Annotated in this window: 18 protein-coding genes; 7 read left to right on the top strand and 11 right to left on the bottom strand. The window is 64.1% G+C overall.

Annotated features, from left to right (window positions below; genetic code table 11):
• Positions 1 to 88: 88 nt before the first annotated feature.
• Genes VN047_RS21020 through cyoA form a run of 7 tightly spaced genes read right to left on the bottom strand, consistent with a single transcriptional unit; the run spans position 89 to position 6,858 of the window.
• Positions 89 to 622, bottom strand: a complete 534-nt coding sequence (locus VN047_RS21020; protein ID WP_325546157.1) for a response regulator transcription factor — start codon at positions 620 to 622, stop codon at positions 89 to 91.
• A complete protein-coding gene (locus tag VN047_RS21025; protein WP_325546158.1) occupies positions 619 to 1,926 on the bottom strand; it encodes an ATP-binding protein in 1,308 nt (435 codons plus the stop codon). The genes VN047_RS21020 and VN047_RS21025 overlap by 4 nt, the downstream gene beginning before the upstream one ends.
• Entirely contained in the window at positions 1,926 to 2,627 is a 702-nt protein-coding gene (locus tag VN047_RS21030) for an SURF1 family protein (protein ID WP_325546159.1), read from the bottom strand. The genes VN047_RS21025 and VN047_RS21030 overlap by 1 nt, the downstream gene beginning before the upstream one ends.
• Positions 2,624 to 3,022, bottom strand: a complete 399-nt coding sequence (cyoD, locus tag VN047_RS21035; protein ID WP_325546160.1) for a cytochrome o ubiquinol oxidase subunit IV — start codon at positions 3,020 to 3,022, stop codon at positions 2,624 to 2,626. The genes VN047_RS21030 and cyoD overlap by 4 nt, the downstream gene beginning before the upstream one ends.
• Complete coding sequence (cyoC, locus tag VN047_RS21040; protein WP_325546161.1) at positions 3,019 to 3,645, bottom strand: cytochrome o ubiquinol oxidase subunit III; 627 nt, start codon at positions 3,643 to 3,645, stop codon at positions 3,019 to 3,021. Before cyoC ends, cyoD begins: the two co-directional genes overlap by 4 nt.
• Positions 3,646 to 3,649: 4 nt before the next feature.
• Complete coding sequence (gene cyoB / locus VN047_RS21045; RefSeq protein WP_325546163.1) at positions 3,650 to 5,662, bottom strand: cytochrome o ubiquinol oxidase subunit I; 2,013 nt, start codon at positions 5,660 to 5,662, stop codon at positions 3,650 to 3,652.
• A 17-nt stretch (positions 5,663 to 5,679) separates the two neighbouring features.
• Positions 5,680 to 6,858, bottom strand: coding sequence for a ubiquinol oxidase subunit II (cyoA, locus tag VN047_RS21050; protein ID WP_325546165.1), 1,179 nt, complete (start codon positions 6,856 to 6,858; stop codon positions 5,680 to 5,682).
• Positions 6,859 to 7,027: 169 nt separating this feature from the next.
• Here cyoA and VN047_RS21055 point away from each other — a divergent pair, with 169 nt between their 5' ends.
• Complete coding sequence (locus VN047_RS21055) at positions 7,028 to 8,380, top strand: MFS transporter (RefSeq protein ID WP_325546167.1); 1,353 nt, start codon at positions 7,028 to 7,030, stop codon at positions 8,378 to 8,380.
• Between the two features lie 85 nt (positions 8,381 to 8,465).
• The gene (locus tag VN047_RS21060; RefSeq protein WP_325546169.1) at positions 8,466 to 9,473 is read left to right on the top strand and encodes an MBL fold metallo-hydrolase; all 1,008 of its coding nucleotides are present in this window, start codon (positions 8,466 to 8,468) and stop codon (positions 9,471 to 9,473) included.
• Here VN047_RS21060 and VN047_RS21065 read toward each other — a convergent pair.
• The 4 genes from VN047_RS21065 to VN047_RS21080 form a co-directional block, all read right to left on the bottom strand.
• Entirely contained in the window at positions 9,470 to 11,671 is a 2,202-nt protein-coding gene (locus VN047_RS21065; protein WP_325546171.1) for a beta-glucosidase, read from the bottom strand. The two genes, VN047_RS21060 and VN047_RS21065, sit on opposite strands and share 4 nt — an antisense overlap.
• 48 nt (positions 11,672 to 11,719) lie before the next feature.
• Complete coding sequence (locus VN047_RS21070; protein ID WP_325546173.1) at positions 11,720 to 13,450, bottom strand: arylsulfatase; 1,731 nt, start codon at positions 13,448 to 13,450, stop codon at positions 11,720 to 11,722.
• A 53-nt stretch (positions 13,451 to 13,503) separates the two neighbouring features.
• Positions 13,504 to 15,813: a TonB-dependent receptor gene (locus VN047_RS21075; protein ID WP_325546175.1), complete on the bottom strand. Its 2,310-nt coding sequence runs from the start codon at positions 15,811 to 15,813 to the stop codon at positions 13,504 to 13,506.
• Positions 15,814 to 15,929: 116 nt separating this feature from the next.
• Positions 15,930 to 16,988, bottom strand: coding sequence for a LacI family DNA-binding transcriptional regulator (locus VN047_RS21080; RefSeq protein ID WP_325546177.1), 1,059 nt, complete (start codon positions 16,986 to 16,988; stop codon positions 15,930 to 15,932).
• A gap of 140 nt (positions 16,989 to 17,128) precedes the next feature.
• Here VN047_RS21080 and VN047_RS21085 point away from each other — a divergent pair, with 140 nt between their 5' ends.
• The 5 genes from VN047_RS21085 to VN047_RS21105 all read left to right on the top strand — a co-directional run bounded on the left by VN047_RS21085 (position 17,129) and on the right by VN047_RS21105 (position 24,333).
• Positions 17,129 to 18,061 carry a formylglycine-generating enzyme family protein gene (locus tag VN047_RS21085; protein WP_325546217.1) on the top strand — a complete coding sequence of 311 codons (933 nt, stop codon included), beginning with the start codon at positions 17,129 to 17,131 and terminating at the stop codon, positions 18,059 to 18,061.
• A 174-nt stretch (positions 18,062 to 18,235) separates the two neighbouring features.
• Positions 18,236 to 18,880 carry a murein L,D-transpeptidase catalytic domain family protein gene (locus VN047_RS21090; protein ID WP_325546179.1) on the top strand — a complete coding sequence of 215 codons (645 nt, stop codon included), beginning with the start codon at positions 18,236 to 18,238 and terminating at the stop codon, positions 18,878 to 18,880.
• A gap of 178 nt (positions 18,881 to 19,058) precedes the next feature.
• The gene (locus VN047_RS21095; RefSeq protein ID WP_325546181.1) at positions 19,059 to 20,405 is read left to right on the top strand and encodes a L,D-transpeptidase family protein; all 1,347 of its coding nucleotides are present in this window, start codon (positions 19,059 to 19,061) and stop codon (positions 20,403 to 20,405) included.
• A gap of 535 nt (positions 20,406 to 20,940) precedes the next feature.
• On the top strand, positions 20,941 to 23,277 hold the full coding sequence (locus VN047_RS21100) for a glycosyltransferase family 4 protein (RefSeq protein WP_325546182.1): 2,337 nt from the start codon (positions 20,941 to 20,943) through the stop codon (positions 23,275 to 23,277).
• Positions 23,278 to 23,304: 27 nt separating this feature from the next.
• Complete coding sequence (locus VN047_RS21105; protein WP_325546184.1) at positions 23,305 to 24,333, top strand: mannose-1-phosphate guanylyltransferase; 1,029 nt, start codon at positions 23,305 to 23,307, stop codon at positions 24,331 to 24,333.
• Positions 24,334 to 24,434 lie beyond the last annotated feature (101 nt).

Below are 24,434 nucleotides of genomic sequence, written 5' to 3' on the forward strand. Positions count from 1 at the left end.
GAGCCGGGCGCTGTCGATCGGAGACGAGGGATCAGGCCGGCGCTGGACCGGTCGCGGCAAATATCCGGTTCAGGACGGGACTATGGCGTCAGCGAACCCGCCGCTTTTCCAGTTTACGTGCGAGCGTCCGCCGGTGCATGCCCAGGCGTCGGGCAGTTTCGGAAATATTGAACCCGGTTTCCACGAGCGTCTGGTGGATGTGCTCCCACTCGACGGTCTTGATCGACGACTGGCGGCCGTCGAGCGGCGTTTCGGGATTCCCCTCGGCGCGGTCGAATGCCGCCTCGATGTCGTCGGTGTTCGACGGCTTGGCGAGATAATAGGAGGCGCCAAGCTTGATCGCCTCGACCGCGGTCGCGATGCTCGCAAAGCCTGTCAGCACGACGATCCGCATCGCGGGGTCGAGCGCGCGCAGGGTCTGGACGCAGGCAAGCCCCGATGCGTTGCCGAGCTTCAGGTCGACGACCGCATAGCCGGGCCGCCACCCCTCCAGCAGCTTGTCCATTGCCTCGGGACCGTGAGCCACGTGCACCGTATAGCCGCGCCGCTCGAACGAGCGCTTCAGCGTCCGCGCGAACGCCTCGTCATCCTCGATGATCAGCAACTGCCGCTGGTCGGTCATGCCGCGTCCCCGTCAGGCCGGGCGAGAGCCGAAATGGGCAGGAAAATCCGGACCAGCGCGCCGCCGGCATCGCGGTTCGACACGCTGGCGCCGCCGCCGAGCTTGCGCAGCACGTTAACGAGCAGGAACAGGCCGAGCCCGCCGCCCGGTCGTCCCTTTGTCGAACGATAGGGCTGACCGAAATTCTCGAGCATTTCCTCGCTGAAGCCCGGCCCGCGATCGGCAATCTCGATCACCAGCATGTCGCCGTCGCGCGATGTCGTGAAGCTGGTCCAGTCGGGCGACACCTCGGCGGCGTTGTCGAGGACATTGCCGATCACCTGCCGCAGGGCCGGATCCGACACGATCGCGACATCGGCACCGAAGCGATCGTTGAACTCGACCGTACCGGGGCGGCGCATCGCACGCGTGTGCGCGACGATCTCGTTGAAAGAGGTGCGCATCGTCGTGAGCTGCGGCGCCTCGCCCCGCGCTTCACCCGCCGACATCAAAATGCCGCTGACGATCGCCTTGCAGCGCTGCACGGCGGTGTCCATGTCGGCGAGATCCTCCTGCAGTTCCTGATCGTCTGACAGCCGCGGCGCTGCTTTCCAGTCGCCGATGAGCACCGACAGCGTCGATAACGGAGTTCCCAGCTCATGCGCGGCGCCCGACGCGAGCAGCCCCATACGCACGATATGATCCTCCTCCGCCGCGCGCTGCCTGCTGGCGGCAAGCGCAGCATCGCTGTCGCGCAAGTTGCGGCTGATGCGCGTGACGAAGGCGACGAGCAGCACGGCGATCAGCAGGAAACAGACGAAGCTGCCCTTGAGATAAAGCCCCATCGGATCGGCGGCATAGGGCTGCGGCAGCACGAGCGGGGTCGGACCGATGCGTAGCGCCGCGAGCGCGATGAGCGCCGCAACGACAATCGCCCATGATGAGCGCGGCGTGAGCAGGATCGCCCCGATGACGACCTGCAACAGGAAAAGCGACGCAAAGGGATTAGCCAGCCCCCCGCTATGATGGAGCTGCCAGCCGAGCGCCGCGACGTCGAACAACAGCACCGCGGTGAGTTCGGCGTTGGTCACGGCCCGCCCGCGACGGAGCAATGCGGCGCTGATGAAATTGATCGCGATCAACACGAGGATGGCAGCAAGGAGCGGTGTACGCGGCAGCGATATACCCATCTGTCCGCTGACGATGCCGATCGTTGCGAGCTGTCCCCCGACGGCGAGCCAGCGCAGCTGGACCAGCAGCGCCATGTTGCGGCGGCCGGCGGGTACCTTGACGGGTGCGGCCGAAAGGGCTGACGGGCTGGTCATCACTCCCGGATACGCCACAGCCGCCAGGCAAAAAAGAGGGTGAGCGCGCAAAGTGCGAACCAGGTCAGCGCATAGACCAGATGATTATCGGGAAAACGCACGACGGTCAGCCCGCCGACGGGATAGCCTCCGGGGTTGGGCGACGCGTCCGCATCGACGAAATAGGGCGCCGTCTTGTCTAGCCCTCTCGCTTTTGCAATTGCCGCGACATCGCGCGAAAACCAGCGATCACCGGCCGGGTCGTTCGAGCGGAGGAAGGCGCCTTCGGGTTCGGTCAGGCGCAGCAGCCCGGTCACCGTCACCGCGCCCGCGACATTACCTGCCGCCCGTTTCTTCGCGCTCTGGCGGTCCTGCGGCACGAAACCGCGATTGACGAGCAAGGTGAACTCCGGCGTTTCGAGCGGCGTCAATATCCAGAAGCCGGGACCGCGATCAGTCACTGCCTGTACCAGCGTCTCGCGATCATGCCGGAAAATTCCCGTCGCGGTCACGCGCCGATAGGCATCGCGCTTTGCAGCGATACCCGGCCAGGCGTCGGGACCCGGCGCCGTTACCGGCGGCGCATGGATGCGCGCATCGACCGCGGCAACCAGCTCGTGCTTCCACACGCGGCGTTCGAGCTGCCAGACGCCGAGCGCCGCGAGACCGATCGCCGCGATCAGCGCCGCGCCGGCAAAGGCCGCGCGGCGGATGCGTGTCACGGCACCTGGCCCGTCGTCTGGCCAACGGCCTGACTGGTCGGCTCGTGGGGCATCGGCATCATGTTGGTGTTCAGGTGATGCATCACCCACAGCGAGCCCGCGAGCATGATCACGACCACGATGATCGTGAAGACGAGCGAGGTCAGCGACCAGCCGCCCTCCGCCTTCGGCGTCATGTGGAGAAAGAACACCATGTGGACGACGATCTGCACCACCGCGAATCCCATGATGACCGCACCGGTGACGCCGGCACTCAGCGGCATCGTCATCACCAGCCAGAAGGGAATGGCGGTCAGGATGACCGACAGCACGAAACCGATGACATAGTCGCGCATCGAGGCATGCGGCATCTCGATCTCGTGGTGCGCATCGTGCGCGTGAGGTTCCACGCTCATCGCAGCACTCCCATCAGATAGACAAAGGTGAAGACGCCGATCCACACGACATCGAGGAAGTGCCAGAACATGCTGAGGCACATCACGCGACGCTTGTTCGCGGCAATCAGCCCGTGCTTCGACAGCTGGAACATCAAAGTCACCAGCCAGACGATGCCGAAGGTGACGTGCAGCCCATGCGTTCCGACCAAAGTGAAGAAGCTCGACAGGAAGGCGCTGCGCTGCGGCGTCGCACCGATCTCGATCAGATGGTGGAATTCGTAAAGCTCGATCCCGAGGAACGCGAGTCCGAACAGCCCTGTGATGGCGAGCCATATCTGCACACCCTTCACCTTGCCCTGCTGCATCTGCAACACCGCAAAGCCATAGGTGATCGACGAGAAGAGCAGCATCGCGGTGTTAAGTGCGATCAGCTTCAGGTCGAACAGGTCCTTTGGTGCCGGTCCCGCGGCATAGCTGCCGCCGAGCACGGCATAACAGGCAAAGAGGATCGCAAAGATGAGGCAGTCGCTCATCAGGTATATCCAGAAGCCCAGCATGGTGCTGTGCCCCTCGGGATGCGCATGCTCGTCAAGATCGTAGAACTGGACGGGCTCGTTGGCAGTCATGGTCTTGGCACTCATCGGATCAGGCTCCGGCCGCCAGCTGGCGGGTCCGCGCTTCCTCGACCGCGGTGACCGTCGCCGCCGGAATGTCGAAATCGCGCTTGTAGTTGAAGGTGTGATAGATCGCGCCGACGATCGTCGCCGCAAAGCTCAGCGCCACCAGCCACCAGATGTGCCAGACCAGCGCGAAACCCATGACGAGGCAAAAGCCCGACAGGATCATCCCCGTCCCGGTGTTGCTCGGCATATGAATGTCGCGATAGCCATCGACCGGGCGCTGATGCCCGCGCGTCTTCATGTCGTACCAGGCATCGAGGTCGTGGATCACCGGCGTGAAGGCGAAATTATAGTCGGGCGGCGGCGAGCTGGTCGCCCATTCGAGCGTCCGGCCATCCCACGGATCGCCCCCCGTCGTGTCGCGCAGTTCCTTGCGGCGCCAGATGCTGACACCGAACTGGATCAGCATCGCGCCGATACCCGCGGCGACGATCAGCGCGCCAATCCCTGCTATCACGAACCAGATTTGCAGGCTCGGGTCGTCGAACACGCGCATCCGCCGCGTCACGCCCATCAGGCCGAGGATATAGAGCGGCGTGAACGCAACCCAGAAACCGACAACCCAGCACCAGAAGCTGATCTTGCCCCAGAAGACATCGAGCTTGTAGCCGAAGGCCTTGGGCCACCAGTAGTTGATCGCCGCGAACAGCCCGAACAGCACACCGCCGATGATCACATTATGGAAATGCGCGATCAGGAAGAGCGAGTTGTGCAGCACGAAGTCGGCGGGCGGCACCGCGAGCAGCACACCGGTCATGCCGCCGATGACGAAGGTCAGCATGAAGGCGATCGTCCACATCATCGGCAGTTCGAAGCGGATGCGGCCGCGGTACATGGTGAACAGCCAGTTGAAGAGCTTGGCCCCCGTCGGGATCGAAATCACCATCGTCGTGATGCCGAAGAAGCTGTTGACGCTCGCCCCCGACCCCATGGTGAAGAAATGGTGCAGCCAGACGAGGTACGACAGGATCGTGATACAGATCGTCGCATAGACCATCGAGGTATAGCCGAAGAGCCGCTTGCCCGAGAAGGTCGAGGTGACTTCAGAGAAGACACCGAACAGCGGCAGCACGAGGATATAGACCTCGGGGTGCCCCCAGATCCAGATCAGGTTCACATACATCATCGGCGATCCGCCGAGATCGTTGGTGAAGAAGTTCGTGCCGACATAGCGGTCAAGCGTGAGCAGCACGAGCGTCGCGGTCAGGATCGGGAAGGACGCAACGATCAGGATATTCGCGCAAAGCGAGGTCCAGGTGAAGACCGGCATCTTCATCAGGCCCATGCCCGGCGCGCGCAGCTTCAGGATCGTGACGATCAGGTTGATTCCCGATAACGTCGTGCCGATCCCGGCTATCTGCAGCCCCCAGATATAATAATCGACCCCGACGTTCGGACTATAGGCGATCCCCGACAACGGCGGATAGGCAAGCCAGCCCGTCTGCGCATATTCGCCGATAAACAGCGAGATCATCGTCAGCACCGCGCCCGCGGTCGTCATCCAGAAGCTGAAATTGTTAAGGAAGGGAAAGCTGACGTCGCGCGCGCCAATCTGCAGCGGCACGACATAGTTCATCAGCCCGGTGATGAACGGCATCGCGACGAAGAAGATCATGATCACGCCGTGCGCGGTGAACACTTGGTCGTAATGGTGCGGGGTCAGATAACCTTCGGATCCGCCGAACGCCATCGCCTGCTGCAGCCGCATCATGATCGCGTCGGCAAAGCCGCGCAGGAACATGATGAGGCCGAGGATCATGTACATGATCCCGATGCGCTTGTGGTCGACCGTGGTGAACCATTCCTTCCACAAATAGCCCCAGAGGCGGAATTTGGTGATCAGGCCGAGCACGGCGATGCCGCCGAGGACGACACCGATGAAAGTGATGACAAGGATCGGCTCGTGCAGCGGCAGCGCCTCGAGCGACAGCTTGCCGAGGATCGGACCGGTTTCGGGTGCGGGATGCGGGATGGTCATGGTGATCTCGGGCTCGTTCAGGACATCGGGCGTTTGGAGGGCGCGTTCAGCGCGGTACGTTCAGGCTTCGCCGGGTGCGGCAGCCCTTCGCCCTTCAGTTTTTCGGGCGCGACCGGCTTTGTGTCGGGACGGTCGTTCGACATCACCGGCGAGCTACACCAGGCCGCGACATAACGCATGCTCCAGCGCGCCGCATCGACGGTCCCGCGCGCGGCGAACTTGTCATAGGTAACCTGCCGGACATTGCCGATGCCCGCGATGCCAGCGCCGCCCGCGGCATCGACCGACATCATATCGTGCATGCACATCTTGCCGGGCTCGACGCACATGTTGACGACCGCGTCGAACAGCTGCGGATCGTTCGCGGCGAAGCGGCGGGCCGGCTCCTTGTGCGTCGGTTTCTCGAGCTTCAGATAGGTATCGCGGCTGAGGTCGCCTTCGGCCGAGGCCTTCGCCGTCGCGACCCATTTGTCGAACTCGCCCGCGGGCAGGCTCTTCACCGCGAAACGCATGTTCGAAAAGCCCCAGCCTGAATAATTGGCCGAAAAGCCCTCATAATTGCCGGTCTTGTCGAAGACGCCGTGCAGCTTCGTCTCCATGCCCGGCATCGCATAGATCTGCCCCGCGAGCGCCGGCACGTAAAAGCTGTTCATGACCGACGAGGAAGAGATGCGGAACCGGACTGGCCGATTCACCGGCAATGCCAGCTCGTTCACCGTCGCGACGCCCTGTTCGGGGTAGATGAACAGCCATTTCCAGTCGAGCGCAACGACCTGGACGTCAAGCGGCCTGACCTCGGCCGCAACGGGTTTCCCCGGTGCCGTCCGCGCGAGCGGGCGATAGGGATCGAGCAAATGCGTCGCGACCCACGTCACCGCGCCAAGACAGATGATGATCAGCAGCGGCGCCGACCAGATCACGAGCTCAAGCTGCGTCGAATGATCCCAGTCGGGCTTGTACGTCGCGTCCTTGTTCGACGCACGGTAGCGCCACGCGAAAAAGATCGTCAGCGCCATCACCGGCACGATGATCAGCAGCATCAGCACGGTCGACAGGACGATCAGATCGCCCTGCTGGCGCGCGACGTCGCCCGCGGGATCGAGAACGATCAGCCCGCAGCCCGATAGAAAAGGCAGCGCGACGAGCAACGGCAAGAGCCGTAACCGGGCGGAAAAACGGGGGAGATTGCTTGGCATGATGCGCGCCTAGGCCTCCTTTGTTGCAGTGCACATAGGACATTTTGTCCAATCCCGCGACCGTCCATCATCGCGCAGGGGCATTTTCATTCCGGGCGATTTTGCCCTATGACCGACTCGTGCCGCCGCATCCTGTCCTGCGAACGGCGCCAGCTCAAGGATTGTTACCATGGCTGCCGACACCGTCCCCACCACCGAGGCCGAACGCGACGCTCGCACCCTCCACGGCGCCGACGAGGACAGGCTCTCCCGGGATGGGGGCCACCGCATCGACCCCGCCGAGATCGCAATCGGGGTCGTCATCGGGCGGACATCGGAATTTTTCGACTTCTTCGTTTATGCGATCGCATCGGTGCTGGTGTTTCCGAAGCTCGTCTTCCCGCACCTCGACCCGCTGACGGGCACGCTCTGGTCGTTTGCGATCTTCGCCCTCGCCTTCGTCTCGCGCCCGGTCGGCACGATCATCTTCACCGCGATCGACCGCGCCTATGGCCGAGGCGCAAAGCTCACCATCGCGCTCTTTCTGCTCGGCGGCTCGACCGCCGCGATCGCCTTTCTGCCCGGTTACGAGTCGATCGGCATCGGTGCCGCATTGCTGCTCGCGCTTTTCCGCATGGGTCAGGGCGTCGCGCTCGGCGGTTCGTGGGACGGCCTCGCCTCGCTGCTCGCATTGAACGCACCCGAGAACCGGCGCGGCTGGTACGCAATGATCCCGCAGCTCGGCGCGCCGCTCGGCCTGATCGTCGCCAGCCTGCTCTTCATGTTCCTGATCTCCGCACTGCCCGCGGAGGATTTCCTTGCGTGGGGCTGGCGCTATCCCTTCTTCGTCGCCTTTGCGATCAACGTCGTCGCGCTCTTCGCGCGGCTGCGCATCGTCGTCACCCCCGAATATGCCGAACTGTTCGAGAACCGCGCGCTCCAGCCCGCACCTCTGCTCGAAACGGTGCGCTCCGAATGGAAGACGATCCTTATCGGCACCTTCGCGCCGCTCGCCAGCTTCGCGATGTTCCATATGGTCACCGTCTACCCGCTGTCGTGGGTCTTCCTGTTCACCGAAGAAACCCCGGTGCGCTTCCTGATGATCGAGGCGATCGCAGCGGTCGTCGGCGTCGGCGCGATCGTCGCGTCGGGCATTCTTGCCGACCGCGTCGGCCGCCGCACCGTGCTCGGCGCGACGGCTGCCGCCATCGCAGCATTCAGCGGCTTCGCGCCACAACTGCTCGACGCCGGCGAATTCGGCGAAGCGGCTTTCATGATCCTCGGCTTCGCGCTGCTCGGGCTGTCTTTCGGCCAGTCGTCGGGCGCGCTCTCGTCAAACTTCCAGCCGCGCCATCGTTACACCGGTTCGGCCTTCACCTCCGACCTCGCATGGCTGTTCGGCGCCGGCTTCGCGCCGATGATCGCGCTGTGGCTGTCGAGCCAGTTCGGGCTTATCGCTGCGGGCGGCTATCTCTTGTCGGGTGCGATCGTCACGCTCGTCGCGCTCTGGCTCAACCGCGAACTGGCGAGCACCATCGGATAATCGCGGAGAATGCCCGCCGGTCTCTTGCCGGGGCGCCAACGGGAACCATATCAACACAGATCATCACCCATAAGCCGGGAAACGGATGTCTGTGCGCAATCGATATTATACGGGACCCGTCTCCGATCATTTTGATGGAACGCGGTTCCTCAATCCTGCGGGCGAACCGGAAACCGATCGTTCGTTCGCCGATCTTCTTCGCTGGCGTCGTTCGGCGCCCGACAATCGCTGGCCGGTGGCCGTCGGCGTGACGCCGGTGACCCCTGACACAAGGGTCGGAGGATTGCGCGTCACGATGGTGGGCCATGCGACGCTGCTGATCCAGATCGCCGGGCTCAACATCCTGACCGATCCGGTGTGGTCGGATCGTGCAAGCCCCTTCGCCTTTGCAGGCCCCCGCCGCGTGACGGCGCCGGGAATCGAGCTGGAAGCCCTGCCGCCGATCAACGCGATTTTGCTTTCGCACAACCACTACGACCATCTCGACATCGCGACACTGCAAAAGCTTCATGCCGCCCATGATCCACTGATCGCCACGCCGCTCGGCAATGATGTGATTGTCCGTAAACACATTCCGGCCGCGCGGGTCCGGGCCGGGGATTGGGGTGACCATGTGGAAATCGCGCCCGGCGCGAAGGCACATATCGTGCCCGCGCTGCACTGGTCGTCACGCGGGCCGCGCGATCGCCGTATGGCGCTATGGGGCGGATTCATGATCGAAGCGGCCGGCACATTGGTCTATTTCGCGGGCGACACCGGTTATGGCACCGGCAACATCTTCCGGGCAATCGGAGAGCGTTTCGGACCGGTCGACCTCGCCATCCTGCCCATCGGGGCCTATGATCCACGCTGGTTCATGGCGGCGCAGCATTGCGATCCCGCGGAGGCGGTCCAGATCATGCTCGACGTCGGGGCCAAGGCGGCCGTCGGCATGCATTGGGGAACATTCAAGCTCACCGACGAGCACCGTACCGAACCCGAGCGCCGCCTTGTGGAGAGCCTGACCGCACGCGGGATTGCTCCCGATCGTTTCAGGGCTCTTCATCCCGCTGACGCCGTCGAATTCAGCCCGTCCGGGCCGACCGGCAACTAGTCGCTCCAGACTCGCCTTTTGAGGGAAACGGCCACCGGCGCGGACAGCATCTCCGCGCTATCCCCGAGCGCAAAGCGATATTCTCCCGCCGCGATCGTCCAGCCTGCCCCGTTCCAGTCGGCGAGCAAACGCGGATCGATCGTCATCCGGATCGCCTTTTCCGACCCCGGTGCGAGTTCGACCCGCTGAAACCCGACCAGTCGCCGCATCGCCTTGCCACCACGCGACACGAGATAGAGCTGCGCCACACTCGCGCCGGGCCGGTCGCCCGTGTTGCGGACAGTCAGGCTGGCGGTCGTCCCGTCGGTCCGGAGTCCGCCGGTCGCAAATTGCGTGTAGGAAAGGCCATGGCCGAAGGGGAAGAGCGCCTTGATCCCCTGCCGCGCATTCCAGCGATAGCCGATGTCCGAACCCTCGTTCATCTGCACGGTAACGTGCGTGTTTTCGGGCGTGCCATAGCTCGGGATCGCCGGACGCGGCAGCGTTTCGGTCGACGCGGGAAAGCTCACCGGCAGGCGCCCCGAAGGATTGACCTTCCCGGTCAGTACGTCGGCGATCGCGGCCGCCCCCTCCTGTCCCGGATACCAGGCGGCGACGATCGCCTTCACCTTGTCGCGCCACGGCATGGCGACGGGATTTCCCGTCTCAAGCACGACGATCGTGTTGGGATTGGCCGCAACCACAGCTTCGACCATCGCGTCCTGATTGCCCGGAAGCGACAGGTCGGGCGAGTCGAAGCCCTCGGCTTCATATTTGCTGACGAAGACGATCGCGACATCCGACCGCGCGGCGAGCGCTGCGGCATCCTGCGGATAGAGGCCGGGGTCGAAGCCGACCCGTGCTTTCGGCAACGCTTCGCGCAGCGCGGCGAGCGGCGCGCCGGCAAACCAGCGCTCGACCCGCCAGGCGCCAATCGCGCCCTCGCCGCCGCCGACCGGAATCGATGCCGACCAGCCCCCCGGCGGCAAGCCCTGCGACGAACCGCCGCCCGACAGCACGCCGACATGGGCATTGCGGCCGATCACCGCGACCGAGCTGACATTGGCGGCGAGAGGCAGTGCATTTCCGTCGTTCTTGAGCAGCACGATGCCCTGCTGCGCGATCTGCCGTGCAATCCCGGCATGCGCCGCCATGTCGACCGCGGGCGCCGGTGCAGCGTCGATCAGACCGTTCGCCTTCATAGAGCGCAGGATGCGTCGCACCATATCGGACAGACGATCGCGCGGCAGACTGCCGTCGGCGAGCATCGCCTTCAGCGGCGCGTCGAACCACACCTGCTTGTCGAGTTGTTCGCCGGCCTGCTGGTCGAGCCCCTTGACCGCGAAGTCGGCGCCCGACACGGCGCCCCAGTCGGACATCACCCAGCCCCTGTAGCGCCAGTCGCGCTTGAGGACGGTATTGAGCAGATGGTCGTTCCCGCACGCCTTGTGCCCGTTGACGAGATTGTAGGCGCACATGACCGAACCCGGCTTCCCGCGCTCGATCGCGATCTGGAAGGCGAGCAGATCGCTTTCGCGGTGCGCCGCCTCGTCGACCTCGGCATTCCACGTATGGCGGTTGGTCTCGTTCGAGTTCAGCGAGAAATGCTTGACGGTCGAGACGACCCCCGCCGATTGCGCCCCGCGCACCGCTTCGGCCCCCATGATCCCCGACAATAGCGGATCTTCGGATATATATTCGAAATTGCGCCCGTTCCGCGGGTCGCGAACAAGGTTTATGCCGCCCCCCAGCAGCACGTTGAATCCCTTGGCGCGCGCCTCGCTCGCGACCGTATGTGCACCCGCGAAGGCAAGCTCGGGGTTGAAGGTCGCGCCGATCGCCAGCCCCGCCGGCAAGGCGGTCGCCGTGTCACCCTTGCGGACGCCGAAAGGATTGGTGACGCCAAGGCTGGCGTCGGTCGCACGCTGCGACGGAATGCCGAGCCGCGGTACGCCCGCAACATAGCCCGCGCCGGGAATGACATCCTTCGGCCATTTCGCCTGCAGTTCAGGGTTGGCAAAGGGACCGAGCGGAATGGGCATGAAGCCGTGGAGCAACGAAAAGCGTTCCTCATCGGTCATCTGCGCTTCGGTCTTCACGGCCCAGTTGTCGGCAGCCGCGTCGACCTTGGCCGCCGCGACCTGCTCTTTCGCCGGCGCGGTCACCGATCCGCATCCCAGCAGCATCGCCAGTGCCGTCGTCGCATAAAGTCCCCGCATCGTCTCCGCTCCCCCATTATTATTTCGGCGCTGCCTTGCTGCGACCGGCTATCCCGCCGGACGGCGATCGAAGAGGTCGGACAGGCGGCAGGTCAGCACGCCCGGCTGCGCGAGTTCGCCGGTGCCATACCGCGCCCATTGATCGTCCCACAGCCGCTTCATTTCGGCGACCTTGGCGGGATAACGGGCGGCCAGATCGCTGCTTTCCGAAAAATCGCTGTCGAGGTCGAAAAGCTCCCAGCGATCGTTGGCATAGGGCTGGTCGCAGTCATGGATCGCAACGGCACGCCAGCGCCCGCTGGTGATCGCCCGGTTGCCGCGGAGCTCGAAATATTGCACCTGCCGGCCGGGCGCCTTGCGGCTGCGTACCGTGGGCAGGAAGGACTGTCCCGCGACAGGAATCTGCGCCACGCCGCCGACCACCGCATCGAATTGCGCGTCGGCCGCCTCGAGCAGCGTCGGCGCGATGTCGATGACATCGACGAACTGTCGCCGGATCGCGCCGGGATCATCCACCCGACGCGGCCAGTGAAAGATCATCGGGGTGCGCGTGCCACCCGAATAGGGCCACAGTTTGTAACGCCGCAGGGGCGTGTCCCCGACCATGGCCCACGGGCGCGGATATTCGGCCTGCGTTTTGGCGGTCCCGAGCTCGTCGATACGCGCACGCTGTTCGGCCGGCGTGAGTTTGTTCGCGCGATAGAGCCCGTCGAAAAAGCCCTCCTGCCCCGCCTCCCCTGCCGCGCCATTATCCGACAGCAGAACGACGATCGTGTTCTCGAACAGCTCCTTTTCGCGCAGCATATCGAGAATGCGCCCGATCTGCCGGTCGCAATGCTCGATGAAACCGGCATAGACCGCCATATAGCGGGCAAAGACGGCCTTCTCGTCATCCGACAGGTCGGCCCACGCACGATCGCGCGCCTCGCGTGCCGGCAGGCGGGTGCTGGCGGGGATCAGCCCCATCCGCTTCATGCGGGTAAAGCGTTCCTCGCGGATCGCATCCCAGCCTTTTTCGTAAATTGCATCATAAGGCGCCGAATATTCGCGCGGCACCTGAATGGGCGAGTGTGCGGTGCCGAAGCCGAGGTTCATGAAAAAGGGCGCATCCGTTTTCCCGGCGACATGGTCCTCGATCAGGCTGATCGCCTTGTCGGCAAGATCGACCGACAGATGATAATCCTCCGGAAAATCGCGCTTCAGATAGCCATTGTTCTCGACCAGATCGGGCCGGTACTGGTCGGTCCAGCCCCGCGGAAAGCCATAGAAATAGTCGAAGCCGCGCTGCAGCGGCCAATTGTCCCGGCCCGCATCGACGCCCAGCTCGTCCATCGGGATCATGTGCCATTTCCCGACTGCCCAGGTGGCATAGCCCTTGCCCTGCAGCACCTGCGCCATCGTCTGCGCATTGTCCGGCATCCGGAACAGCCGCGCCATCTGCGGATCGCCCCGCATCACCGCCGCGACGTCGGGAACATCGGGCATGTTGACCGTGTGGCAATTGCGCCCGGTCAGCATCGATGCGCGGGTCGAGGCGCAGACCGCCTTGGTGTCGAAGTGGACGTAGCGCAGCCCGGCCTTCGCAAGACTGTCGATCGCGGGGGTCCGGATCTCCGCGCCGAAACAGCCAAGGTCGGAATAGCCGACGTCGTCGAGCACGATCGTGATGATGTTCGGCCGTGGTCCCGCCCTTCTTTCGATCGAACGGGCCGACGCCACGCTGCACAGGGTCGTGGTTGCAAGCAGCGTACCCACGAAGTGGCGACGGGAAAGTTGCATCGATCAGGCGCTCCAAAATCCGGCGGGGCCGGGGGCCCGCCGCCTGCAATGGCTCAGAAGCGAACCGTGCCTTCGACCCCGAAGGTGCGGAATGCATCGGGGGTCAGCAGCTGCGTATAACCGGCACCGGTCGCCGACGTGTCGAGCAGCCCGGTGCCGATGAAGCTGGCGAAATGCTGATTCGTCAGATTCTTCCCGAACACCGAGAGTTCATAGCGGCCATCCTGCGCCGCGAGCGACAGACGGCCGTTGAGCAAGCCGTAACCCCGCTGCTCGGTATTCGGATCGCGATAGCTGAACAGCGTCTTCGACCGGTAGGTGAACGACAGGTTCGCGCTGCCGCGCAGGCTGTTTCCGATATCGGCGCCATAGTTCGCGTTGAGCGACCACGCCCATTTCGGCGCGTTGGTGAGCGCTTCGCCGGTCACATCCTGCCGGCCGCTCGCGCAACCCTGTGCCGCGGTCTGGCCCGGGTAGCAACTCACGATCAGTCCGCGTACCTCGGTGTCGGTATAGGCGAGGTTGCCCGACAGGCTGAGTCCGTCGAGTGGCCGCAGGATCGCCTCGACCTCGGCGCCCTGGGTGATCAGCTTGCCGGCGTTGGTGAGCTGGAACGAGGTCAGGATCGCGCTGTAGGTCTGCGCCTGGAAGTCGGTGAACGTCTCGTAGAAACCCGTGACGTTGAGCGTCAGCATCCGGTCGAATAGCGTCGTGCGGACACCGGCTTCCCAGTTGCGCGCGATTTCGGGCCGCAACACCGCCAGCCCCGCATTCACTGTCGGCGCGGTCAGATTGTTCAGCAGGTTGAGCGCCGGCCCCTTGTAGCCGCGCGTATAGGTCGCATAGGCCATGATATCGGGCGTCGCCTGATACTGGACACCCAGCTTGTAGCTGAGATCGGTGTCGGTCGCCTTCAGCGTCGGCGCGACATAGGCGGGACCCCCAAGGCTCGGCATCGCGGCGATGGCTCCGGGCAGGATCGTGCGATCGAAATGCGCGACCGCCTGTTCGGACGTGAGGCGGAAACCGCCGATCAGCGAGAGCTCGTCGGTGAGATGGCCGGTTACCTGCCCGAAGGCGGCGACGTTCTTCGTGGTTATGTCGCGGTCGACCTGGTTGCCCAGGTATTGCCCTGCGGGCAGGTTCACGGTCAGATTGCCCTTCACCTGCGTCTGGCTGACGACATCCTGCCAGAAATAGAAGAGGCCGAAGACATATTCGACGGGCTCGCCCGCGGGCGATGTCAGCCGCAGTTCCTGCGTGAACTGCTGCTGCTTCTGGCGGGCATTGTTCAGGCTGACCACCGGCAGCGGGACGCCGTCGGGGTCGTTGTTGTCGAACACCTTGAATTCGCGGTACGCGGTGATCGAGGTGATCGTCTGGCCGCCGAGTTCGGTATTGATCTCGACCGACGCGCCGCCCGTCTTCTGCCGGTTGAAATAGTCGCCGTCGATCGTCACCTCGCGATTGAGCGGGCCGAGTGTCTGGCCGGCGAGCAGCGCTGCACGCGTCTGTCCGTTGTAATAGGTCGTCGTCGGAAGCACCGAGCGCACGGTCGAGGCACAGCAATTGCGGTTGCTCTCGCCATAATCGCCGATGACATAGATCGACGTGACGTCGCTTGGTTCGAAGAGCAGCTTTGCCCGCACGCCCCAGCTGTCATTGTCGTTGAGCTTGCGCCCGTCGACGGTGTTGGTGATGATCCCGTCGGCCTTGGAACGGAAACCCGATATGCGAAGCGCCGCACGGCCCTGGTCGAGCACGAGCGATCCGGTGGCCTTCAGCCGGACATCGTCGAACGTGCCATAGCTCGCGGTCGCCTCGAGGCTCGACTCGTTGAGGTCGGGCTTGCCGGTCACCACATTGAGCGCACCGGCCGACGAATTCTTGCCGAACAGCGTCCCCTGCGGCCCGCGCAGCACCTCGATGCGTTCGATGTCGTTGAATTCGAAGAAGGAGGCCGCCGAACGGCCGATGACGACCCCGTCGATCACGGTCGAGACTGACGGTTCGACGCCATCGGAGAAGTTGAGCGTGCCGATCCCGCGGATCGAAAGCCCCTGCCCGCGGGTATTCGCGCTGTTGGTAAAGCCGATCGACGGCGACACCTGCGCCAGCTGCTCGAGCCCGCTGACCCGGTTGTCAGCCAGAACCGAGGACGAAAGGACCGAGACCGAAACCGGGACCTTCTGGAGATTCTGTTCGCGCTTCTGCGCGGTCACCACGATCTCGTCGCCCGGGACATCGTCGGCGGCCATCGATGTGCCTTCGTCCGGCGCCGCATCCTGCGCATGGACCGCGACGGGTGCCGATAGCGCCAGGGCAGCACCGCACATCCAGAAGCTTTTGCGACGATAATTCATGTCATCCTCCCCAGGAGTTACCTCGCTTGCGATTCGAGACAACGTTGTCCCGCCCCTCTAATATCGTGCCGGCAAGTCGTCAATATCGACAATTCAAGGATGAAATCCGGTCGGGATCAGTCCGGAACACGCGCGAGCGACGGGCGTATCGCAAGCTCGTAGGGCATCGTCACCACCTGGTTCCAGTTTTCCGCAAGCGCCCCGCCGCGCGCAATCAGCCGCTCGCCGGCGATCCGCGCGATCTCGATCGTCGGCTGGCTGACAGTGGCGATACGCGGCCAGCTATGTTCGGAAATGGCGAGCCCGCCGAACCCGAACAGCGACAGTTCGCGCGGAACATCGATGCCGCAATCGACCGCCGCCGCCAGCACGCCCGCCGCCATCTCGTCATTTGCGGCGAAGATCGCGGTCGGGCGCTCGGCGAGCGCCAGCAGTTCGCGCCCCTTCTCGAGACCCGAGGTGAACAGGAAATTCCCTTGGCGCACTTCCACGGTGGTACCGGCGACCGCGTTGACCGTATCGAGAAACCCCCTCTTTCGATCGCCCAAGGCGGCGTGACTCTGCGGCCCTTCGATAAAGCCGATCCGGCGATGCCCGTGCGAAAGGATCGCCTCACCAACCTCCCGGCCCGCGCTGTTGTTGTCGATGACGAGGCATAGGCCGCGATCGAGGTCGAGCCCCGGATTGATGCGCGCGAACGGAATGTCGCGACTGTCGAGCAGATCGAGCACCCATGGCAAATCGCATAGCGCCGGCACGAGGATGACGCCGTCCAGCTTCACGAGATCGAGGAAGCGCCCGAGCATCGCCTGCGACTCCGGCGCATCGACGGCCGAGATACTCTCGATGACCAGATGATATTCGGCGGCGTGGCAGGCCTGCAGCAGGCCGAGGATCACATCAGCGGCGTAGCTTGGCATGCGGCGGTCGGGTTCGGGCGAATTCAGGATGGTCTGCGTCTGCGATCCGACCATCAGCCCCAGCGCGTACGACTTGCCGCCGCGCAGCAGCCTTGCGGCGCGATTCGGCTTGTAGTCGAGTTCGCGCATCGCCTTTTCGACCTTCGTGCGAAGCGCCTCGGCAACGGTCGTCGCGCCATTGAGAACGCGGGAAACGGTCTTGAACGACACGCCGGCATGGTTCGCGATATCGATGATCGTGACGGGCCGTTTCAAAAATCCTCCTCATGCTGCGATCGTTGCGCTAATCGCGCGCGACGATAGACGGTGGCCAAGGCAAATCAAACCCGGCCGAAAGTTGGAAGACTATGCGCGACACGATCCAGAGCGAGTTTCCTGCGGACGGACCTCCGGGCATGCGCTTCATTCCCGGTGGAACCTTCGTCATGGGATCGAAGAATTTCTATCCCGAGGAAGCGCCGGTCCGTACCGTCCGCGTCGATCCCTTCTGGATCGACAGCACGCCCGTCACCAACCGCGACTTCGCGCGCTTCGTCGATGCGACCGGGCATGTCACAGCGGCGGAGATAGCCGCCGAGCCGCGCGACTATCCGGGAATGCTGCCCGGCATGGATCGTCCGGGTTCACTGGTCTTTCACAAGGCGCGAGGTCCGGTCGACCTTGGCAATCCCGGCAACTGGTGGCGGTTCGAGTTCGGGGCGGACTGGAGGCATCCGCTCGGTCCCGACAGTTCGATCGAGGGGCTCGATGATCATCCCGTCGTCCATGTCGCCCACGCCGACGCGCAGGCCTATGCCGACTGGGCGGGCAAGGCGCTGCCGACGGAGGCGGAGTGGGAATATGCCGCGCGCGGCGGGCTCGACGGTGCCGATTATGCCTGGGGTGAAGAACTCGCCCCGGGCGGCGCGATGCTCGCCAACTATTGGCAAGGCCTGTTCCCGTTCGCCAATCAATGCCTCGACGGATGGGAAGGCACTTCACCCGTCGGCAGCTTCCCCGCCAACGGCTTCGGCCTGTCCGACATGATCGGCAACGTGTGGGAATGGACGCAGGACTGGTGGTCCGAACCGGCGGCGGCAGCCAGGCGGGGCAAGGCCTCCTGCTGCGTGATCAGCAATCCGCGCGGTGGGCAATTGCGGCGAAGCTATGACCCCGGCCAGCCTGACATCCGGATCGGCCGAAAGGTCCTGAAGGGCGGCTCGCACTTGTGCGCCGCCAACTATTGCCAGCGCTATCGCCCTGCGGCGCGGCACCCGGAAACCATCGACAGTTCCACAAGTCATATCGGCTTTCGCTGCGTCGTCCCGGACAAGTCCCGTCGAGGATGACAGCTTGGCGGCAGGCCGGGAGGCCCCGCGTATCCAACGGTTCGGCTGTCGGCGCGCACGGCGCGGCCTGTTCCGGCCCGTCTGCGGCGGTTCGGGCCTTCAACCGGGACGACAAATGCCTACATCGGGCCAATGACCGACCAGACTCTTCGATTGATGAGCAGGCGGGCCTTGATGATCTCCGGTGCGGCTGTCGCTGTTGGCGCGCTCGCTCGATCGACCGTGGAGCCTCTGGCGAGCGGAACGCAGGACCGTGACATTTTTGCCGTCGCAACCCCGCCTGACGATCCGGGAAATATCACCGCCCCTTCGCTCGATCCCCGGCTCCTGCAAAGGGCTTTGGCCGCGCTCGACGAGCATGCAAAGGCGATAAGGCATCGCGACCGCATTGCCATCGTCGATTTCTCGGCGCCATCTTCGGACGCGAGGCTTCATTTCCTTGATGTCGCGAGCGGCCGGGTTTCGCGTCTGCTCGTCGCGCATGGCTCCGGTTCGGATCCGCGCCACACCGGCTATCTCGAGCGCTTTTCGAACACCTCGGGGTCCAACGCGTCGAGCGAGGGTGCCTTCCTGACCGGCGACTATTATGTCGGCAAGCACGGCCGGTCACAGCGGCTGGCCGGCCTCGACCCGACCAACGACAATGCGATGGACCGCGCGATCGTCATCCACGGCGCGTGGTACGCCAACGCCGACATGATCAAGGCGCATGGCAAACTGGGGCGTAGCCAAGGCTGCTTCGCGGTTGGCGAGCATAGCCTCGACGAGATGTTCGAACACCTCGGTACGGGGCGGCTACTCTACGCGGCACGCGCATAAGGGACCCGGTATCCGACGCCACTCATTTACGCCCGGCCGGAACGCAGCCGCCGCTCCCGGGTTATCTCTGTAGCTTTGCAAGGAGATATGCGTGCGTAAAGGTGTGATTGCTTGTTCGTTGCTTATCTTGTCCTTCACCCTCGCCGGATGCGATTCCCCTTCCAGTTCCCGATCCGGCATGACCGCCGAAAACGCGCGCTGGAGCAACGCCACCGCAAAGCAGCTGCGCAAAGCGATCGACCGCCGGGCGGCGCACGGCCTCGACCGGATGCGCTTTGCCGTCGAGGGCGACCCAGGAAGTGCAGAGGATCAGGCGGCCCTCACCCGCAGCGCGCTTCGTTACGCCGCCGCCCTCGCCCGCGGGGCGTCCGATCCGGTCAAATTGAACAGCATCTACACCGTGCCGCGGCCGAATCCGGATTTGCAGCGCGGCCTCGCCGAGGCGCTCGCCAAAGGCAAGATCGACGACTGGCTCGACGGTCTTGCCCCGCAGGATGACAATTATCGCGCCCTTTCCAAGGCGTATCTCGCGCTTCGCAAACAGGGTGATGCGCCCGCTCCAGTGATCCCCGAGGCCGGGAAACCACTTGAACCCGGCGCGACCGATCCGCGCATGCCGGCGATCGCAAACCAGCTTGTCGCGTCCGGCTATCTTGACCGCGCATCCGCACAGGACGGACGTTACGGCCCGGCGATGGTGAAGGCGGTGCAGCGCATGCAGGCCGACTATGGCATCAAGCCCGACGGCGTCATCGGTACCGACGCGATCGAGATCCTCAACCTGTCCGACGCCGATCGCGCGCGGGCTATCGCGGTTGCGATGGAGCGCATGCGCTGGCTCGACCGCAATCCGCCGGAGACCCGCATCGACGTCAATCTCGCCTCGGCGCGGCTGGCCTATTGGCGGGGCGGCAAACTCGCCGACAGCCGCAAGGTGGTCGTCGGCGAACCCGGGACCGAGACGCCGCAGCTGGGATCACCGATTTACCGGCTCGTCGCCAATCCGACCTGGACCGTGCCGCGGTCGATCCAGAACAAGGAGATCGCGGGAAAAGGCGCCGGCTATCTTCGCCGCAACAATATGGCGTGGAAGGACGGCTGGATTGTCCAGCAGCCGGGACCGGAGAATTCGCTCGGGCTCGTCAAGTTCGACATGCAGAACGAACACCAGATCTATCTTCACGACACGCCCGCGAAGCAGCTGTTCGGCGAGGTGCAGCGCCAGCGTAGCCATGGCTGCGTCCGGGTCGAGGACGCCTTGGGTTTTGCCGCGATGCTCGCACGCGACGAAGGCATTTCCGGCGAGTGGGAGACGGCGCGCGCTACCGGCAAGGAAAGCTTCGTCCCCCTGCCCCGGGCCATTCCGGTCCGGCTCCTGTATCAGACGGTGCTTTTCGACGAGGCGGGCGAACCCGTGATCCGGGCCGATCCCTACGGCTGGAACTACCGCGTGTCGGCCGCGCTCGGCTTTCCCGCAAGCGCGGGCCACCGTTTGCGCCCGTCGGGTTCGGACGTCGGGCCGTAGAGGGAGCAGCGGAGTTCAGGAGCAGAGCGCCTGCTCGCCAAGCCAATTGCGCATTTGCGCGCTATCCGGGAGAGTATGGTGGCAGGGTTTGAACCGAACCAATATTCCATCTATATGATATAACTGTCTTTTTATCTCACGCCATAATATTCGCCCCCGCATTTTGACGCAGCGCGGGAGTGTCTCATATTCCCGGTCCGATTTTCGTCTTCGGTTCGAGGAGGCAACCACCAAGCGATGGTGCAGCACAGCAGTGCCCAGCCGCCACCTGCGTCGGGCCTGAATCGAAATCGATCGACGAAAGTCGACACTTGTCCTGCGCCGGCTTGTTGCCGCGCCGGACCGCTCGACTAACCTGGATCAATCAAAAAAGCGCCTTCCATCGGCAGGACCTCTGCAACTGCCGACCGTTCTTCGCGTTAGCATCAATGGGCGAGGATACAGATTTAAAAGCAAACCCCGGCTTGCACGATCTCCGTGCGAGTTACCGGGCGCGCGAGTTCAACCCATCGGGGGGGGCCGAAAAGGATCGACGATGAAATATGATAGCGAAGATCGTTTCTTCCCTGAATTTCGAAACGAAGACCCTCTTCCCATTCCCGCGTTCGGACGCACCCGGTCCGCAAGCACCAAACGGATCGCGCTGATTGGCTGCTTCCGCCCTCGTCAATGCGGGATCGCCACTTTCACCGCCGATACCTATGATCATCTTCGCGCCGTGCGGCCTGACGTGGCTGTCGATATCTATGCGATGCAGTCGCGCGCCGGCGACGCGGTTGATCCGGACGTGCGGCTTGCGATCGATGAACAAAATGGGGCAAGCTATCGCGCCGCAGCCGACGCCATCAACGCAAGCGATGTACAGGTGGTCTGGCTCCAGCACGAGTTCGGCATTTACGGTGGCACGGCCGGCGAGATGATCTTCGAGCTCGTCGATCGCATCGCTGCGCCGCTCGTCGTCACGCTCCACACCGTGCTCGCAACACCGAATGCCGACCAGCGCAGGGTGATCGAGCGACTTGCTGCGCGCGCGGCGAAGCTGATCGTCATGAGCAACCATGGCCGCGAGACGCTTGTATCTGTCTATGGCGCCGATCCCGACCGGATCGCGCATATCGAGCATGGCACACCCGACCGTCCGTTCGTCGATACCTCGCCGCTACGCGACGCGCTCGACATTGGCGATCGCCCCATCCTGTCGACGTTTGGCCTCCTCGGGCCCGGCAAGGGACTTGAAACCGCCATTCGTGCATTGCCGGCCATTGCGGCTCAATATCCGGACATTCTGTACCGCATCGTCGGCGCAACGCATCCCAACCTCGTCGCCGCCGAAGGCGAAGCCTATCGGCAAAGTCTCGAAGATCTGGCCACCAGCCTCGGCGTTACCGACAATATCGCATGGGATAACCGCTTCCTCGATTCGGCCGACCTGCTCGAGCAGATCGAACTCTGCGATATCTACCTCGCGCCCTATCCCAATCTCCAGCAGGTCACCTCGGGCACACTTGCCTATGCCGTGGCGCTCGGCCGGGCTGTCGTCTCGACGCCCTTTATCCACGCACGCGAGTTGCTGGACAACGACGTCGGCATCCTCCTGTCCGAAGCCGACAGCGATGCGATCGCAGAAGCGGTCCTTCTGCTGCTCGCGGTTCCCGAAGAGCGCCGCGCTGTTCAAAAGCGTGCTTATGCACGCGGGCGCCAGACCAGTTGGAGCGTGATCGCGCGCGCGTTCGGCGCACTCCTCGACGAGATCGCCATCAAGGCGACTGCTGTCGTCGCGAGCCGTCAAGCACCGTCGATCGAGGGCCTTTGGGCGCTCTGCGACGATGTCGGCATTTTCCAGCACGGCAAATATCTCGTCCCCGATCGCGCGCATGGCTACTGCATCGACGACAATGCCCGCGCGTTGATCTTCGCCAACAACCAACCGCAGCGCGGCGGCGGCGAAGCCGAGCGGCGGGCCCTCGTGTTTGCGAGTTTCCTTCAGCATGCGTGGAATGACGACAACGGGGCTTTTCGTAACTTCATGGGCTATGACCGACGCTGGCTGGAGGACCAAGGCTCCGAAGACAGCAACGGTCGTACGCTGTGGGCGCTCGGTCACGCCGCGGCGAATGCGAAATCGTACGACATGCGCGCATGGGCGCTATACTGGTTCGAACGATCCGCTTCCGTGACCGACGCATTCAAGAGCCCGCGCGCGCGCGCTTTCGCGCTGATCGGCGCGGACAAGTTGCTCAGCCGGCACCCTGAACATGCCCGGGCGCGTGCGATCGTTGAAAGCGTCGGCGCCTGTCTCTCCGATCTGTGGAAATCTGCGCGCCGTCCGGGCTGGGATTGGTTCGAAGCCGGGCTCGCCTACGACAATGCACGTCTTGCGGAGGCGCTGATCCGGGCGGGGCGGCGCCTGCCGTCGCTGCCGCTCGAAGAAGCCGGACTGGCGGCGCTCGACTGGCTCTGTGCGAAGCAGACGGCAAAAGAAGGTCATTTCCGGCCGATGGGGTCCGAAGGATTCGGCTGCGAAGGCGAGTTGCTGCCGTTCGACCAGCAGCCGCTCGAAGCTTGGGCGACGATCGATGCCTCGGCGGTCGCCTTCGCCGCGACCGGCAATCCTGTCTGGCAGGACCATGCCGAGAATGCATATGCCTGGTTCCTCGGCCGCAATGATCGCGGCGTCCGGATCGGCGACCTTGCCAGCGGCCGCGGCCTCGACGGGCTGGGGCCGCTCGGTACCAACCGGAACAGCGGCGCGGAATCCACGCTCGCTTTCCATCTCGCCCATCAGACGATGGCGGCGTGTTTCTGGCGAGGCAGCACGGTTGTGCCGGCGACCGAAGTTCGCCCCGAGTCCTCCGCCCTTGCCGCCGCCTGAAGCTGGCTGCGTCCGGAGATTATCGCGATGACAAGGGATATCCAGCCGGTCGTCCTTTGCGGCGGTGCCGGCACAAGGCTCTGGCCCGCGTCGCGCGGTACGCGCGCGAAGCAATTTCTTGCGCTCACCGGGGAGCGCAGCCTTTTCGAAATGACGATCATGCGAACCGCCGGCAGGTTCCCGCCTCCGATCATCCTGTGCGGTACGGCGCATGTAGAGCTTGTGCGAGAACAGGCGGACGCGTCGGGCGCGCGGCTCGTCGTCGAACCGGAGCCGCGCAATACCGCCGCCGCGATTGCGCTTGCGGTGGCATCCGTCGATGCAGATACCCTTCTTCTCGTCATGCCGAGCGATCATGTCATCGCCGACGTCGGTGCATTTCATGCCGCCATCGAGAAAGCTGCCCGGCTGGCACGCCAAGACTGGATCGTGACTTTCGGCATTTCACCTGACCGCCCTGACACGGGTTTTGGCTATATTGCGAGCGGCGCCGCGCTCGGAGAAGACGGTTTCCAGGTCGACCGATTTGTCGAAAAGCCGCCGCTCGTCGAGGCGGAGCAGATGCTCGCCGCCGGCGGTTTCGATTGGAATGCCGGCATCTTTCTCTTCCGCGCCGGACGGATGCGCGCTGCGATGCACCGCCATTGCCCGGCGATCGTTCAAGCCGCCGAGCTGGCGATCGCCGCCGGCGTAAGAAGCGGCGACCGGACCGACGCGGACCCCGTTTCTTTCGCGCGGGCACCGTCGGAATCGATCGACTATGCGGTGATGGAGAAGGACGATCGGGTCGCCGTCGTGCCGGTGTCGATGGGCTGGTCGGACCTGGGAAGCTGGCAGGCGGTCCATGCCTTGACGCCATGCGATGCGGCAGCAAATGGCTGCGACGGCAATGCCTTCCTGCACGACAGCCACGGCTGCCTCGTCCGATCCGGAGGGAAGCGGGTTTCACTGATCGGAATGGATGATGTCGCGGTGATCGTAGATGGCGACGATATTCTCGTGATCCCGCTCGCACGCTCGCAGGATGTCCGCGCCGCGGCACAAGCGCACAAATGACCAGGCCACGTTTATGAAGCGTATGCCGGCTGGAAGCCCCGGGAACGCCTGCCGGCCGCAAGCGTCTGCAATATATAACCCGTCTCCTGACATGCCGACTG

This window comes from Sphingopyxis sp., assembly GCF_035565275.1.
Classification (GTDB): domain Bacteria; phylum Pseudomonadota; class Alphaproteobacteria; order Sphingomonadales; family Sphingomonadaceae; genus Sphingopyxis.

Coding starts and splice junctions, on each gene's coding strand:
- cyoD (WP_325546160.1), bottom strand. CDS start 3,022: ATGAGCGTGGAACCTCACGCGCACGATGCGCACCACGAGATCGAGATG.
- cyoC (WP_325546161.1), bottom strand. CDS start 3,645: ATGAGTGCCAAGACCATGACTGCCAACGAGCCCGTCCAGTTCTACGAT.
- VN047_RS21020 (WP_325546157.1), bottom strand. CDS start 622: ATGACCGACCAGCGGCAGTTGCTGATCATCGAGGATGACGAGGCGTTC.
- VN047_RS21055 (WP_325546167.1), top strand. CDS start 7,028: ATGGCTGCCGACACCGTCCCCACCACCGAGGCCGAACGCGACGCTCGC.
- VN047_RS21075 (WP_325546175.1), bottom strand. CDS start 15,813: ATGAATTATCGTCGCAAAAGCTTCTGGATGTGCGGTGCTGCCCTGGCG.
- cyoB (WP_325546163.1), bottom strand. CDS start 5,662: ATGACCATCCCGCATCCCGCACCCGAAACCGGTCCGATCCTCGGCAAG.
- VN047_RS21105 (WP_325546184.1), top strand. CDS start 23,305: ATGACAAGGGATATCCAGCCGGTCGTCCTTTGCGGCGGTGCCGGCACA.
- VN047_RS21070 (WP_325546173.1), bottom strand. CDS start 13,450: ATGCAACTTTCCCGTCGCCACTTCGTGGGTACGCTGCTTGCAACCACG.
- VN047_RS21090 (WP_325546179.1), top strand. CDS start 18,236: ATGATCTCCGGTGCGGCTGTCGCTGTTGGCGCGCTCGCTCGATCGACC.
- VN047_RS21095 (WP_325546181.1), top strand. CDS start 19,059: ATGACCGCCGAAAACGCGCGCTGGAGCAACGCCACCGCAAAGCAGCTG.
- VN047_RS21100 (WP_325546182.1), top strand. CDS start 20,941: ATGAAATATGATAGCGAAGATCGTTTCTTCCCTGAATTTCGAAACGAA.
- VN047_RS21065 (WP_325546171.1), bottom strand. CDS start 11,671: ATGCGGGGACTTTATGCGACGACGGCACTGGCGATGCTGCTGGGATGC.
- VN047_RS21085 (WP_325546217.1), top strand. CDS start 17,129: ATGCGCTTCATTCCCGGTGGAACCTTCGTCATGGGATCGAAGAATTTC.
- VN047_RS21025 (WP_325546158.1), bottom strand. CDS start 1,926: ATGACCAGCCCGTCAGCCCTTTCGGCCGCACCCGTCAAGGTACCCGCC.
- cyoA (WP_325546165.1), bottom strand. CDS start 6,858: ATGCCAAGCAATCTCCCCCGTTTTTCCGCCCGGTTACGGCTCTTGCCG.
- VN047_RS21060 (WP_325546169.1), top strand. CDS start 8,466: ATGTCTGTGCGCAATCGATATTATACGGGACCCGTCTCCGATCATTTT.